16 protein-coding genes are annotated in these 14,925 nt (G+C 55.2%); 13 read left to right on the top strand and 3 right to left on the bottom strand.

Features of this window, described 5'->3' with window-relative positions; all coding sequences use genetic code 11:
• Positions 1–58: 58 nt before the first annotated feature.
• A complete protein-coding gene (gene add, locus ABFI50_RS18705; RefSeq protein ID WP_023332825.1) occupies positions 59–1,060 on the top strand; it encodes an adenosine deaminase in 1,002 nt (333 codons plus the stop codon).
• 52 nt (positions 1,061–1,112) lie between these two features.
• Here add and ABFI50_RS18700 read toward each other — a convergent pair whose 3' ends face one another.
• Positions 1,113–2,153 (bottom strand): oxidoreductase, encoded by a 1,041-nt coding sequence (locus tag ABFI50_RS18700; protein WP_059371939.1) that lies wholly within the window; start codon positions 2,151–2,153, stop codon positions 1,113–1,115.
• 243 nt (positions 2,154–2,396) lie between these two features.
• Here ABFI50_RS18700 and blr point away from each other — a divergent pair, with 243 nt between their 5' ends.
• From blr to gstA, 12 genes are all read left to right on the top strand, one after another.
• On the top strand, positions 2,397–2,522 hold the full coding sequence (gene blr, locus ABFI50_RS18695) for a division septum protein Blr (protein WP_168112406.1): 126 nt from the start codon (positions 2,397–2,399) through the stop codon (positions 2,520–2,522).
• A 231-nt stretch (positions 2,523–2,753) separates the two neighbouring features.
• Positions 2,754–2,969, top strand: a complete 216-nt coding sequence (gene ydgT / locus ABFI50_RS18690) for a transcription modulator YdgT (RefSeq protein WP_013096896.1) — start codon at positions 2,754–2,756, stop codon at positions 2,967–2,969.
• A gap of 86 nt (positions 2,970–3,055) precedes the next feature.
• Entirely contained in the window at positions 3,056–3,496 is a 441-nt protein-coding gene (locus ABFI50_RS18685) for a DUF2569 domain-containing protein (RefSeq protein ID WP_023337192.1), read from the top strand.
• Positions 3,497–3,572: 76 nt separating this feature from the next.
• Entirely contained in the window at positions 3,573–4,154 is a 582-nt protein-coding gene (rsxA, locus tag ABFI50_RS18680) for an electron transport complex subunit RsxA (protein WP_014883581.1), read from the top strand.
• Complete coding sequence (gene rsxB, locus ABFI50_RS18675; RefSeq protein ID WP_023337191.1) at positions 4,154–4,732, top strand: electron transport complex subunit RsxB; 579 nt, start codon at positions 4,154–4,156, stop codon at positions 4,730–4,732. The genes rsxA and rsxB overlap by 1 nt, the downstream gene beginning before the upstream one ends.
• Positions 4,725–6,749, top strand: a complete 2,025-nt coding sequence (rsxC, locus tag ABFI50_RS18670) for an electron transport complex subunit RsxC (protein ID WP_347484783.1) — start codon at positions 4,725–4,727, stop codon at positions 6,747–6,749. Before rsxB ends, rsxC begins: the two co-directional genes overlap by 8 nt.
• Positions 6,750–7,802 carry an electron transport complex subunit RsxD gene (gene rsxD / locus ABFI50_RS18665; RefSeq protein ID WP_014883578.1) on the top strand — a complete coding sequence of 351 codons (1,053 nt, stop codon included), beginning with the start codon at positions 6,750–6,752 and terminating at the stop codon, positions 7,800–7,802.
• 10 nt (positions 7,803–7,812) lie between these two features.
• Positions 7,813–8,433 carry an electron transport complex subunit RsxG gene (gene rsxG / locus ABFI50_RS18660; RefSeq protein ID WP_014883577.1) on the top strand — a complete coding sequence of 207 codons (621 nt, stop codon included), beginning with the start codon at positions 7,813–7,815 and terminating at the stop codon, positions 8,431–8,433.
• A 2-nt stretch (positions 8,434–8,435) separates the two neighbouring features.
• Positions 8,436–9,122 carry an electron transport complex subunit E gene (locus tag ABFI50_RS18655; protein WP_014883576.1) on the top strand — a complete coding sequence of 229 codons (687 nt, stop codon included), beginning with the start codon at positions 8,436–8,438 and terminating at the stop codon, positions 9,120–9,122.
• The gene (gene nth / locus ABFI50_RS18650) at positions 9,119–9,754 is read left to right on the top strand and encodes an endonuclease III (RefSeq protein WP_008500570.1); all 636 of its coding nucleotides are present in this window, start codon (positions 9,119–9,121) and stop codon (positions 9,752–9,754) included. The genes ABFI50_RS18655 and nth overlap by 4 nt, the downstream gene beginning before the upstream one ends.
• Positions 9,755–10,359: 605 nt before the next feature.
• Positions 10,360–11,868, top strand: a complete 1,509-nt coding sequence (gene dtpA / locus ABFI50_RS18645; protein WP_014883575.1) for a dipeptide/tripeptide permease DtpA — start codon at positions 10,360–10,362, stop codon at positions 11,866–11,868.
• Positions 11,869–11,973: 105 nt separating this feature from the next.
• Complete coding sequence (gstA, locus tag ABFI50_RS18640; protein WP_014883574.1) at positions 11,974–12,579, top strand: glutathione transferase GstA; 606 nt, start codon at positions 11,974–11,976, stop codon at positions 12,577–12,579.
• 77 nt (positions 12,580–12,656) lie between these two features.
• On the opposite strand, the gene pdxY is transcribed toward gstA, so the two are convergent.
• Positions 12,657–13,517, bottom strand: a complete 861-nt coding sequence (gene pdxY / locus ABFI50_RS18635; protein ID WP_014883573.1) for a pyridoxal kinase PdxY — start codon at positions 13,515–13,517, stop codon at positions 12,657–12,659.
• A 66-nt stretch (positions 13,518–13,583) separates the two neighbouring features.
• A complete protein-coding gene (gene tyrS, locus ABFI50_RS18630) occupies positions 13,584–14,858 on the bottom strand; it encodes a tyrosine--tRNA ligase (protein WP_014883572.1) in 1,275 nt (424 codons plus the stop codon).
• Positions 14,859–14,925 lie beyond the last annotated feature (67 nt).

The raw sequence follows: 14,925 nt of genomic DNA, 5'->3' as shown, positions 1-14,925 counted from the left end.
TTTTTACCCCGTTTTGTTTTTATAATATGGCGCACTTTAACCAGAAAAGAGTGCGACCATGATTGATACACGCCTGCCTTTAACTGATATTCATCGTCACCTTGACGGTAACATTCGTGCCCAAACCATCCTCGATCTTGGCCGCCAGTACAATTTAACGCTTCCCGCTCAAACGCTGGAGTCATTGATCCCGCACGTTCAGGTCACCTCTAATGAACCTGACCTCGTCAGCTTCCTGAGCAAACTCGACTGGGGCGTGAAGATGCTGGCCTCGCTGGATGCCTGCCGCCGCGTGGCGTTTGAGAACATTGAAGATGCGGCCCGTAACGGCCTGCACTACGTTGAGCTGCGCTTCTCGCCGGGCTATATGGCGATGACCCACAACCTGCCCGTTGCAGGCGTGGTGGAAGCCGTGATTGAAGGCGTCCGCCAGGGCTGCGAAACCTACGATGTCCAGGCCCGTCTGATTGGTATTATGAGCCGTACGTTTGGCGAAGCGGCCTGCCTGCAGGAGCTGGAGGCGCTGCTGGCCCATCGCGATGCCATCACTGCCGTCGATCTCGCCGGTGATGAACTGGGCTTCCCGGGCAGCCTGTTCCTCTCTCACTTCAACCGCGCACGCGATGCCGGCTGGCACATTACCGTTCATGCGGGTGAAGCGGCAGGCCCGGAAAGTATCTGGCAGGCCATTCGTGAGCTCGGCGCCGAGCGTATCGGTCACGGCGTGAAGGCGGTAGAAGACCGCGCCCTGATGGATTTCCTCGCAGAACAGCGTATCGGGATTGAATCGTGCCTGACGTCCAATATTCAGACCAGCACCGTGGCAACGCTCGCGCAGCACCCGCTGAAAACCTTCCTGGAACACGGCGTGCTGGCCTCGCTGAACACTGACGATCCGGCGGTACAGGGCGTGGATATCATCCACGAATACAATAACGCCGCACCGCAGGCGGGTCTGAGCCGCGAGCAGATCCGTCAGGCGCAGATCAACGGTCTGGAAATTGCGTTCCTGACGCCGGAAGAGAAGCAGGCTCTGCGGAATAAAGTGGCAACCGCGTAAGCCTTTTTGCCGGGTGGCGGCTGCGCCTTACCCGGCCTACAGTATCTGAACCCTATGCCAGACAGAGCGTGGCGCGATGTTTGGCAGATTCGATACCCAGCTCAATTAGCTCCATAATCTGAATCGCCTGGCTGGCCGGAACCGGATTTTCTCCTGTTCCGTTCAACGAATCGCGAATAGCCGCATAATAGGCCGGATAGTTGCCCGGCATCGTCAGCAACGTTTCCTCAACCAGTTCCTCACCTTCAACCCGCGTGACCACGCCGTCGCGCATATCATAGCCCCAGTCTTCCTGCGGCAAACGCTCACCGTTTTTAAGACGGTCTTCCTGTGGATCGAGGCCAAACTTCACATAGCTTCCCCGCGTGCCGTGAATGATATAACGGGCAGATTCCGCGGCCGCGACCATCGTTCCATGCAGCACGATGCGGCGCTGCGGATAACTTAACACCGCGTGGAAGTAATCGGTCGTCTGCGCCCCGGGTCTGAGCTGGGCCAGATCGACCGTCATGCTCACCGGCAGACCAAACAGGTTGACAGCCTGGTCCAAAAGATGAGGGGCTAAATCGTACCAGATGCCGCTCCCCGGACCGGCCTGCTCCCGCCAGCGGTGTCTTACCTGCGGGCGAAAACGATCAAAGTGCGACTCAAAAAAGAGGATCTCGCCTAACGTACCTTCGCTGAGCAGCGTTTTTACCGTCAGGAAGTCGCTGTCCCAACGGCGGTTATGAAAAACGGAAAGTAGTCTGCCCAGGCCTTTTGCCAGCGCGTCCAGTTCACGCGCCTGTGACAACGTCACCGTGAAAGGTTTATCAACAATGACGTGCTTTCCTGCTTCCAGCGCGGCTTTTGCCAGGGGGAAATGCGTGTCGTTAGGTGTAGGGATGACAATTATATCAATATTCGGATCGTTGAAGAGATGTTTTGGCTCAGAGACAACCGGCACGGAAGGCCAGTCGGCATGGACTTTGGTAGCATCGCTACTGGATACTGCTGCCAGCATCATTCCGGGCGTTCCGGCTATCAGAGGTGCATGAAACGTTTTGCTCGCGTACCCATAACCTATCAGACCGACGCGGATATTATCACTCATAGTGCCGTCCTCTTTTATGACGTTCTTATTTCACACTGGCAAGCCTGGCATAAGCGCAGATTAATAATGTGCCGTATGACTTAAAATAGCAGGTTGTGGCGGTTGTTTTCGTTACATAGTATTAACCTTCTGATTTTGTTTAAGGGAACCGTTCCCAAAGCGCTTGCCGTTGGTGAGGCCTCGCTGTAACATTTGCGCCCTGTATTTATGGATAAAGTACAATTACGAGTCATGACATCAATTATTAATCGAATCATTGAATTAGCGGGATGGATTGTTCTTGGGGTATCGGTCATTTTGCTCGGCGTTGCCAGCCACATCGATAACTACCAGCCGCCGGAGCCTGTCACAGTCGCCCAACCTAAGTAACCGGTTACTGCAATACCGAGTGACATATTATGTCAGTTACGTATTGCCAGCCCAGGTGAACACGGTTAACCTTCTCTTCCAGGCATCGTCTGATGCCTGAATTTCAGCAAAGAAAACTCCTAATTTCGTCGCGTTACCTGAGTGGGCTGTTTACGTCTTTATTAATCCGTTTATTATTCGAACGAATTACCTTAACGGGTATTACTCACTTTTATATGGAAACTTATTAATATGACAGTTCAGGACTATTTATTAAAATTTCGCAAGATCAATTCGCTTGAGAGCCTGGAAAAACTGTTTGACCACCTGAACTACACCCTGTCGGATAATCAGGACATCATCAATATGTATCGCGCCGCCGATCATCGCCGTGCGGAGCTGGTCTCCGGCGGTCGTTTGTTCAACGTCGGTGAAGTGCCTAAGTCTGTCTGGCGTTACGTTTTATAAGAAAGTAGCCATCCGCGCGAAATGTTATATACTCTCCGCCCTGCAAACTGGCTGTACAACATTTCGCGCAGATTATGGGAGAGTTCATGACCGCAACGCCTGGAGAACGCATTGGAGGCTGGTTAATCGCCCCACTGGCATGGCTGCTGGTTGCCTTGTTAAGCGCATCGCTTGCGCTGCTGCTTTATACTACCGCACTGATCACCCCTCACGCTATTCAGACCCTGATGTCGCAAAGTGTGCTTAATATTGCGATGTGGTTTGTGTCCTTCGTTTTCGCGATCGGCATGTGGTACTACACCCTGTGGCTGACCATCGCCTTCTTCAAACGCCGCAAAGGGGTGCCTAAGCACTATATTATCTGGCTGTTAATCTCAGTCCTGCTGGCAGTCAAGGCGTTTGCGTTCTCGCCGGTGTCTGACGTGCTTGCGGTCCGCCAGCTACTTTTCCCGTTACTGGCCGCGGCGCTGCTGGTGCCCTATTTCAAACGGTCGACGCGGGTAAAAAACACCTTCGTGAACCCGTAATAACCTTACAGATAACCTGTTGTCGCCTGACCCGGTTTGTCCGATAATAGGCGGCTTTTTTATTTCAGGCTAAATAATGACCGATTACTTACTGCTCTTTGTCGGCACTGTGCTGGTTAACAACTTCGTTCTGGTGAAGTTCCTTGGCCTGTGCCCGTTTATGGGCGTTTCCAAAAAGCTGGAAACGGCGATGGGCATGGGGCTGGCAACCACCTTCGTCATGACGATGGCATCGATTTGCGCCTGGTTGATAGATACCTGGATCCTCATCCCGCTGGGGTTAATCTACCTCCGTACGCTGGCCTTTATTCTGGTCATTGCCGTTGTTGTGCAATTTACCGAAATGGTGGTGCGTAAAACCAGTCCGGCGCTCTATCGCCTGCTCGGTATCTTCCTGCCGCTGATCACCACCAACTGCGCGGTACTCGGCGTAGCGCTGTTGAACATCAACCTTGGCCATAACTTTATGCAGTCGGCGCTGTACGGTTTTTCCGCCGCCGTCGGTTTCTCGTTCGTAATGGTCCTGTTCGCCTCGATTCGCGAACGTCTGGCCGCTGCGGATATCCCTGCGCCTTTCCGCGGTAACGCGATTGCGCTGGTCACCGCGGGTTTAATGTCTCTGGCCTTTATGGGCTTCAGTGGTCTGGTGAAGTTGTAATGAATGCTATCTGGATTGCCATCGCCTCTATTAGCGTCCTGGGGTTAGCGTTTGGCCTTATCCTCGGTTACGCCTCCCGCCGTTTCGCGGTAGAGGACGATCCCGTTGTAGAAAAAATTGATGAGCTTCTGCCGCAAAGCCAGTGTGGGCAGTGCGGCTACCCTGGCTGTCGCCCTTACGCTGAAGCGGTGGGCATTCAGGGTGAGAAAATTAACCGCTGTGCGCCCGGCGGCGAAGCGGTGATGCTGAAAATTGCGGCCCTGCTTAACGTTGACCCACAGCCCGTTGATGGCGATGCGGATGTGCAGGAGCCGGTCCGCGCCCTCGCCGTGATCGACGAGGCGAATTGCATCGGCTGCACTAAATGTATTCAGGCCTGCCCGGTTGACGCCATTGTGGGTGCCACCCGCGCCATGCACACCGTCGTGGCGGATCTGTGCACCGGCTGTAACCTCTGCGTAGCCCCCTGCCCGACGCAATGTATTACGCTGCGCCCGGTTGAAGCGACTACCGAAAGCTGGAAGTGGGATCTTCAAACCATTCCGGTTCGCAACATTCCTGTGGAACAACATGCTTAAGTTATTTTCTGCTTTCAGAAAAGAGAAGATCTGGGACTTTGACGGCGGTATTCATCCGCCGGAGATGAAAACCCAGTCTAACGGCACGCCGCTGCGCCAGATTCCGCTGGCGACGCGTTACGTCATGCCGCTCAAGCAGCATATCGGCGCGGAAGGTGAGCTGTGCGTAAAAGAAGGTGATACCGTCCTTCGCGGTCAGCCGCTGACCTTTGGTCGCGGACGTATGCTGCCTGTACACGCCCCAACGTCCGGTAAAGTGATCGCGATTGCCCCTCATACGGTGGCGCATCCGTCGGCACTGTCAGAGCTGAGCGTGATCATTGAAGCCGACGGCGAAGATCGCTGGATCGAACGTGACGGCTGGAGCGACTACCGCAGCCAGAGCCGCGAAGCGCTTATCGAGCGCATTCACCAGTTCGGCGTTGCCGGGCTGGGCGGCGCGGGCTTCCCTACCGGCGTCAAGCTGCGCGGCGGTAGCGATAAAATCCAGACGCTGATTATCAATGCCGCAGAGTGCGAGCCGTATATCACCGCCGACGATCGTCTGATGCAGGATTGCGCCGCTCAGGTAGTGGAAGGCATCCGTATCCTCGCGCATATTTTGCAGCCGCGAGAAGTGCTGATTGGTATCGAAGACAATAAACCGCAGGCTATCTCCATGCTGCGCGCCGTGCTGGCGGGTAGCCATGATATCGCCCTGCGCGTTATTCCAACCAAGTACCCGTCTGGCGGCGCAAAACAGCTGACGCAAATCCTCACCGGGAAGCAAGTGCCGCACGGCGGACGTTCTTCGGATATCGGCGTGCTGATGCAAAACGTCGGCACAGCTTATGCCGTGAAACGTGCGGTAATTGACGGCGAGCCGTTAACCGAACGAGTCGTGACGCTGACTGGCGAATCGGTCTCCCGTCCGGGTAACGTCTGGGCGCGCCTCGGTACGCCGGTGCGTCATTTGCTGGAGCAGGCTGAATTCTGCCCGGGTACCGATCAGATGGTGATCATGGGTGGCCCTCTGATGGGCTTTACCCTGCCATGGCTGGATGTCCCGGTAGTCAAAATCACGAACTGCCTGCTTGCTCCCTCTTCCACCGAGATGGGCGAAGTGCAGGAAGAGAAAGGCTGCATCCGCTGTAGCGCCTGTGCCGATGCCTGTCCGGCGGATCTGCTCCCGCAGCAGCTTTACTGGTACAGCAAAGGCCAGCTACACGATAAAGCCAAAGCGCATAACCTGGCCGACTGCATCGAATGCGGCGCCTGCGCCTGGGTCTGCCCAAGCAATATTCCGCTGGTGCAATACTTCCGCCAGGAGAAGGCCGAAATTTATGCCATCTCCATGGAAGAAAAACGTGCAGCAGAAGCCAAAGCACGCTTTGAAGCACGTCAGGCACGGCTGGAACGTGAAAAAGCGGCCCGTCAGGAGCGTCATAAGCAGGCCGCCGTCCAGCCTGGCGAAAAAGATCAGGATGCAATTAACGCCGCCCTGGCACGCGTTCGCGAGAAAAAAGCCAATGCTGCCCAGACGGTGGTGATCCCTGCAGGTGAGAAGCCTGACAACAGTGAAGCCATCGCCGCGCGTGAAGCACGCAAGGCTGCGGCTCGCGCACGTCAGGCAGAAAAAGCGCAAACAGCGCAACCGGATGGGGAGGTCGATCCACGCAAAGCCGCTGTCGAGGCGGCGATTGCCCGTGCCAAAGCCCGTAAAGCGGAACAGCAGGCCCCCGCGGCAGAACCAGAAGCACCGGTTGATCCGCGTAAAGCCGCTGTTGAAGCCGCGATTGCCCGCGCCAAAGCGCGTAAAGCAGCGCAGCAGGCACCTGCAGCAGAACCAGAAGCACCGGTTGACCCGCGTAAAGCTGCCGTTGAAGCGGCGATAGCCCGCGCCAAAGCGCGTAAAGCAGCGCAGCAGGAAGAGCAGCCGCAGGCCGCTAACGATGACCCGCGCAAGGCCGCCGTCGCTGCCGCAATTGCGCGCGTTCAGGCGAAGAAAGCCGCACAGCAAGCCGTTAACGAGGATTAAATGGTTTTCAGAATCGCAAGTTCCCCTTACACCCATAATCAGCGTCAGACATCGCGTATTATGATGCTGGTTTGCCTGGCCGCGCTGCCGGGTATTGCCGTTCAGTGCTGGTTTTTCGGCTGGGGAACCCTGTTCCAGATAGCCCTGGGCTGTATCAGCGCCGTAGCGGCAGAGGCGCTGGTGCTGAAGCTTCGCAAGATGACGGTCTCCCGCATTCTTGCCGACAACTCCGCGCTGCTGACCGGCCTGCTGCTGGCCATCAGTATTCCGCCGTTTGCCCCGTGGTGGATGGTCGTCCTCGGTACCGTTTTTGCCGTGATTATTGCCAAACAGCTGTATGGCGGGCTCGGCCATAACCCGTTTAACCCGGCGATGATCGGCTATGTGGTGCTGCTGATCTCCTTCCCGGTACAAATGACCAGCTGGCTGCCACCGCATGACATTGCCGCCACGGTGCCAGGCTTTATGGATGCCCTGCACGTGATCTTTACCGGCCATACGGCGCTCGGCGCGGATATGAACGCGCTGCGTATGGGCGTGGACGGCATCAGCCAGGCGACGCCGCTCGATACGTTCAAAACGTCCCTGCATGCCGGGCACAGCGTCGAGCAAATCATGAAATCCGCCATCTACAGCGGTATGCTTGCGGGTGCAGGCTGGCAGTGGGTTAACCTGGCGTATCTGCTGGGTGGCCTGTTCCTGCTGCAGCAGAAGGCCATCCGCTGGCATATTCCGGTCAGCTTCCTCGTGACGCTGGCGGTTTGTGCCACCCTTGGCTGGGTCTTCTCCCCTGAGTCGCTGGCCAGCCCGCAGATACATTTGCTCTCCGGTGCAACGATGCTTGGCGCGTTCTTTATCCTGACCGATCCGGTGACGGCGTCTACGACTAACCGTGGTCGCTTGATCTTCGGTGCGCTGGCAGGACTGCTGGTCTGGCTCATCCGTAGCTTTGGCGGTTATCCGGACGGGGTGGCGTTTGCCGTCCTGCTCGCCAACATCACCGTTCCACTCATCGACTATTACACGCGCCCGCGCGTGTACGGCCATCGTTAAGGGTGTCGCGATGCTGAAAACAATGCAAAAACATGGCGTCACGCTGGCCGTTTTCGCCGCCGTACTCACCGGAATGACGGCGCTGGTGAATGAGCTGACCAAATCGACCATTGATGAACAGGCGGTGAAGCAGCAAAAAGCGCTGTTCGATCAGGTGATCCCGTCGGATTTTTACGATAATGACCTGCAAAAGAGCTGCTTCATGGTAGACGCGCCGCAGCTTGGAAAAGGCCCACACCGCCTGTTTATCGCCCGCAAAGGGGATAAACCGGTCGGCGCGGTAATGGAGGCGACGGCGCCCGACGGCTATTCCGGCGCCATTCAGCTGCTCGTCGGCAGCGATTTCTCCGGCACCATACTGGGCACCCGCGTGACGCAACATCATGAAACGCCGGGTCTGGGCGATAAAATTGAAACCCGTCTGAGCGACTGGATTTTGCACTTTGCCGGTAAAGTGATCCATGGTGAAGATGACACCGCGTTTGCGGTGAAAAAAGACGGCGGCGAGTTTGACCAGTTCACGGGCGCGACCATCACGCCGCGCGCGGTGGTGAACGCCGTAAAACGGGCCGGGCTGTATGCTGAAACGCTACCCGCGCAAATCAACAATCTTCCGTCCTGTGGAGAGTGATCATGAGCCAGGTTAAAGAGGTTATTGTCCAGGGACTGTGGAAGAACAACTCCGCGCTGGTTCAGCTGCTGGGGATGTGCCCCCTGCTGGCGGTCACGTCAACGGCCACCAATGCGCTTGGTCTCGGTCTGGCAACGACGCTGGTGCTGACTCTGACCAACCTTTCCATCTCCTCCCTGCGCCGCTGGACCCCGTCGGAAATCCGTATTCCGATTTACGTTATGATCATTGCGTCGGTGGTCAGTATCGTCCAGATGCTGATTAACGCCTACGCCTTCGGTCTGTATCAGTCGCTCGGAATTTTTATCCCTCTGATCGTGACCAACTGTATTGTGGTCGGCCGTGCGGAAGCCTTCGCCGTGAAAAACAGTCCGGCCATGTCGGCGCTGGATGGTTTTTCGATTGGTATGGGTGCGACCGGTGCGATGTTCGTGCTGGGCTCACTGCGCGAGATCCTCGGCAACGGGACGCTGTTTGACGGTGCCGACGCGCTGCTGGGCGGCTGGGCCAAATCGCTACGTATCGAGGTGTTCCATACCGATACGCCATTCCTGCTGGCGATGCTGCCACCTGGCGCGTTTATTGGCCTTGGCATGATGCTGGCAGTAAAATACCTGATTGATGAAAAACGTAAGCGCCGCGCAGCAGAGCGTAGCGTCCAGGAAGGGATCCCCGAGAAGGCCTCATGAATAAAGAAAAGCGCATTGCGATCCTGACCCGTCTGCGGGACGAGAACCCGCATCCGACGACGGAGCTGAATTTTACCTCCCCGTTTGAGCTGCTGATCGCCGTGTTGCTCTCTGCACAGGCTACCGATGTGAGCGTCAATAAAGCGACCGCCCTGCTCTATCCGGTCGCTAACACGCCAAAAGCGATGCTGGAGCTCGGCGTGGAAGGCGTGAAGTCTTATATCAAAACCATCGGATTGTTTAACAGCAAAGCAGAGAATGTGATTAAAACCTGCCGGATCTTGCTGGAACAGCACGGCGGTGAGGTGCCGGAAGACCGCGCAGCGCTGGAAGCGTTGCCGGGTGTAGGACGCAAAACCGCGAACGTGGTGCTTAATACGGCGTTCGGCTGGCCGACGATCGCCGTGGATACGCATATCTTCCGAGTTTCTAACCGCACCAACTTCGCCCCCGGTAAAAACGTTGAGCAGGTTGAAGAGAAGCTGTTAAAAGTGGTGCCCGCCGAATTCAAGGTTGACTGCCATCACTGGCTGATTTTGCACGGCCGTTATACCTGCATCGCCCGTAAACCTCGTTGCGGCTCCTGCATTATTGAAGACCTCTGTGAATACAAAGAAAAAGTATATCCCTGAATTGCTGGTCTGAACAATCGCAATCCCACATCAGGAGAAGGCCTTCCAAACGTCCCTCTCCTGACCATAAATCATCCGCCTCTTGCCCCTGCTGACTTATCACTTGTTCGGCGCGTTAACGCTCAAACAGGTTAATACTTTTTTCATAGCCAAAAATTTCTATACATATGTGATCGCGATCACTCTGATAACTTCATGTTGATTTTTTGTTGTCAAAATCATCCCAAAGCCTTTGCCAGACAAGATATAACCGATCAGAACCGGAAGATAAGACCAGCTATTTTTCAGAATATGGGCTATATCACTGCCACAAACGGCAAATAGCAGAACATATCGCCAAAAGCCGATCGGAGAGGGGGAATACCAGTTGAAAAAACTACCTTTACTCACCGTATGAAATTTAACGCTGAATAACATTTGCATGAACCGACGATTATACCACCCCAGATAAATGTAACAGATTATTACAAACGTATTGCCAGACGGGTCAGGATAGTGAACATTACCCGCCGTTTCTCCTCCCAATATAACTATAAGGCGGATGGACTACGGCCATCACGCTATGAACACCCCCGTTAATATGGGATGTAAAAAAAGAGGTATATGTGTCGACTGCAAACAATAAACCAACAGATGAAAGCGTGAGTCTTAACGCTTTTAAACAACCGAAAGCGTTTTATCTCATCTTCTCTATCGAGTTATGGGAGCGTTTTGGTTACTACGGCCTGCAAGGGATCATGGCGGTTTACCTGGTAAAACAGCTGGGTATGTCCGAAGCCGATTCCATCACGCTGTTCTCCTCCTTCAGTGCCCTCGTATACGGCCTGGTTGCTATCGGCGGCTGGCTGGGTGATAAAGTTCTCGGCACCAAACGTGTCATCATGCTGGGCGCCATTGTTCTGGCGATTGGCTATGGTCTGGTCGCATGGTCTGGCCATGACGCCGCAGTGGTGTATATGGGTATGGCGACCATTGCGGTCGGTAACGGATTGTTTAAAGCGAACCCGTCTTCCCTGCTCTCTACCTGTTACAGCAAAGATGACCCACGTCTGGACGGTGCATTCACCATGTACTACATGTCCATCAACATCGGTTCATTCTTCTCCATGCTGGCAACACCATGGCTGGCCGCTAAATTCGGCTGGAGCGTGGCGTTTGCGCTGAGCTTCGTGGGCATGCTGATCACCGTAGTGAACTTCTTGTTCTGCCGCAACTGGGTCAAAGACTACGGTTCAAAACCCGATTTCGAACCCGTCCATATGGGCAAACTGCTGGCGACCATCGTGGGCGTTGTGATTCTGGCGGCAATCGCCACCTGGCTGCTGCATAACCAGGGTATCGCACGTGCGGTGCTGGGCGTGGTTGCGCTGGGTATCGTGGTCATCTTCGCAAAAGAAGCGTTCGCGATGCAGGGTGCTGCGCGCCGTAAGATGATTGTGGCCTTCATTCTGATGCTGGAAGCGATTATCTTCTTCGTACTGTACAGCCAGATGCCAACCTCTCTGAACTTCTTCGCCATTCGTAACGTTGAGCACTCTATCCTGGGTATCGCGTTCGAGCCGGAGCAGTATCAGGCGCTGAACCCGTTCTGGATTATGATTGGCAGCCCGATTCTGGCAGCTATCTATAACAAGATGGGCGACCGTCTGCCAATGCCGCACAAGTTTGCGATTGGTATGGTGCTGTGCTCCGGTGCGTTCCTGGTGCTGCCGCTGGGTACGAAATTTGCGACCGACGCCGGTATCGTCTCCGTAAACTGGCTGATTCTGAGCTATGCGCTGCAGTCTATCGGCGAACTGATGATCTCCGGTCTGGGCCTGGCGATGGTGGCACAGCTGGTTCCACAGCGTCTGATGGGCTTCATTATGGGTAGCTGGTTCCTGACCACTGCCGGTGCAGCAATTATAGCAGGTAAGATTGCGAACCTGATGGCCGTGCCGGAAAACGTCACTGACCCACTGGTCTCCCTGAATGTCTACGGCACCGTGTTCATGCAGATTGGTATTGCGACAGCGGTGATTGCAGTTCTGATGCTGCTGACCGCGCCGAAACTGAATCGTATGACTCAGGACGACGACAAGACGGCCAAGGCAAGCGAAACCGCGACTGCGTAAGATTATTGAGAAACGACTGTTGAGAAGCCGCTAATGCATTAGCGGCTTTTTTTTTGCCTGTTCGCGCACTAACATAGCTGAAACCTCAGCAAAAAGGAGTTACCGATGAAACTGTTCTACAAACCGGGCGCGTGCTCTCTTGCTTCCCATATCACCCTGCGCGAGAGCGGCAAAGATTTCACGCTCGATGGCGTTGATCTGATGAAAAAGCGTCTGGAGAATGGCGATGATTTCCTTGCTATTAACCCGAAGGGACAAGTTCCAGCGCTGTTGCTGGATGACGGAACTCTGCTGACAGAAGGCGTTGCCATCATGCAATTCCTGGCGGACAACGTACCGGATCGCCAGCTTCTTGCCCCCACCGGCAGCATTGCACGTTATAAGACCCTGGAGTGGTTAAACTATATCGCTACCGAGTTACATAAAGGCTTTACTCCCCTGTTCCGCCCGGATACGCCGGAAGAGTACAAACCGACCCTGCGCGCGCTTCTTGAGAAAAAGCTGCAGTATGTAAACGCGTCGCTGAAAGACGATCAGTGGATTTGTGGTTCCCGTTTCACGATTGCCGATGCCTATCTGTTTACCGTGCTGCGCTGGGCGCGGGCGGTTAAGCTCAATATGGAAGGGTTAGACCATATTACATCGTATATGACCCGTATGGCGGAGCGCCCTGCTGTGGCTGCGGCGCTGAAAGCGGAAGGTCTTAGCTAATATCGCCCGGCGGCGCTTCGCTTGCACGGGCCTACGGGTTTTGTAGGCCGGGTAAGCGCAGCGCCACCCGGCATCGTTTAAAGCCGGGTGGCGCTGAAATAGTGCTCCGGCTTCGCGATACGATCCTGTGCCGCAACTACCTGAAGTTCATATTCCTGCATCTCTTTCGTCGCAATCATGATTTCGTACACCGCCGCAGTCACATGCTCAAGCGCGTCTCTGACCGTTGCACCCTGCAGCAGTTTCACCAGCAGCAGACCGCTGGTCACATCCCCCACTCCCACTGGCTGACGCAGGCCAAAATCCACCAGCGGACGGCTAATATGCCAGGCGTCATCTTTCGTCACCAGCAGCATCTCAAAACGCGACTGGCTCAGCCCGGCGCGGGCGAGATGTTTTACCAGTACAATCTCTGGCCCCTGGGCTATCAGCTCGCGAGACGCGCTTACCGCCTCTTCTACGCTGTTAACCGGGTGCTCGCAGAGGATCTCCAGCTCAATAAGATTTGGCGCAATGATATCGCTGGCAGGCAGCGCATGGCGAACGTGAAACTCTGCAACACCGGGCGCTACGATACAGCCTTTCTCCGGGTGTCCCATGACGGGGTCGCAGAAGTATTTTGCCGCCGGGTTCGCTGCTTTCACCTGACGCACAATGCCAAGGATGTGCTCCCCCTGCTCGGCTGAGCCCAGATAACCGCTCAGAACGGCGTCACAGCGTTTGAGCTGGTCAATATCCGCAATGCCCTGAACCACCTCGGTGAGGTGCGAGGGAGGCATCACGCAGCCGGCCCATTTCCCATACTGCGTGTGGTTGGAAAACTGCACGGTGTTGAGGGGCCAGACGTTAGCACCGAGGCGGCGCATCGGGAATTCCGCTGCACTGTTGCCCGCATGGCCAAAAACAACGTGGGACTGAATGGCGAGGATGTTCTTCATCTTTTTCTTACCAAACCCTGAAAAAACAAAAAGGGCGTGGTTTCCCACGCCCCTGGAGACTGTTAATTATTTCCAGCAAACAAGGCAGTAATTTTTCTTACCGCGGCGCAGCAGCGTGTAGCGTCCATACAGACGGTCGCCGTCAACGAAGGTGTATTCCGGGTCAGCCTGTTTCTCACCGTTGATGGTGATCGCGTTAGACGCGATGGTTTTACGCGCCTGTCCGCGAGACGGCTGCAGCTCGGAGTCCACCAGCGCCTGCATCAGGTCAGCCCCTTTTTCCATCTCAACCATCGGCACGCCGTCCTGCGCCAGCTGTTCGAAGTCCGCTTCGCTCAGATCGCTCAGCGTACCGTTGAACAGGCTTGCCGTAATGCGTTTCGCCGCCGCCAGACCTTCTTCACCGTGAACCAGTTTGGTCACTTCATCGGCCAGCACATACTGTGCACGCGGTGCTTTACCGCTGTTTTTGTCTTCTTCTTCCAGCGCATTGATGTCTGCAATATCCATGAAGGTGAAGAACTTCAGGAAGCGGTAAACATCGGCGTCCGCCGTGTTGATCCAGAACTGGTAGAATTTGTACGGACTGGTTTTCTTCGGATCCAGCCACACCGCGCCGCCTTCCGTTTTACCGAATTTGGTGCCATCTGCTTTGGTGATCAGTGGAACCGTCAGGCCGAAGACCTGGTTCTGGTGCAGGCGACGGGTCAGGTCGATACCGGACGTGATGTTACCCCACTGGTCAGAACCACCAATCTGCAGGGAAACGCCATGCAGTTTGTTCAGGCAAGCAAAGTCATAGCCCTGCAGCAGGTTATAGGAGAACTCGGTAAAGGAGATACCCTGATCGTCACGGTTCAGGCGCTGCTTCACCGCTTCTTTGTTAATCATCTGGTTAACAGAGAAGTGCTTGCCAATATCACGCAGGAAGGTCAGCACGTTCATGCTGCCAAACCAGTCATAGTTGTTGGCAGCAATGGCAGCGTTATCGCCGCAGTTGAAGTCAAGGAACGGTGCAACCTGTTTACGGATCTTATCCACCCACTCCTGCACGGTATCTTCGGTATTCAGTTTACGCTCAGCGGCTTTAAAGCTTGGGTCACCAATCAGACCGGTTGCACCACCCACCAGAGCAACAGGCTTATGGCCCGCCATCTGGAAGCGTTTCAGGCATAACAATGGAACAAGATGCCCCAAATGCAAGCTGTCAGCGGTGGGATCGAAGCCGCAATAGAGCGCGATCGGGCCTTGCGCCAGTCGCTCTGCTAACGCTTCCTCGTCCGTCACCTGGGCCACGAGGCCCCGCTCTTGCAATTGTTTAATCAAGTTACTGCTTGCCATCAAATTCTCCATGTATAAACGACTGCACCTTTGCCGGTACACGACTTTTCGCCTGATGCGAAAGGAC

Origin of the sequence: Enterobacter sp. HNDS-6 (assembly GCF_039850505.1) — a bacterium.
Classification (GTDB): Bacteria; Pseudomonadota; Gammaproteobacteria; order Enterobacterales; family Enterobacteriaceae; genus Enterobacter; species Enterobacter kobei.
Note: the sequence above shows the minus strand (reverse complement) of the source record. Positions and strands in the feature narration are given on the sequence as shown.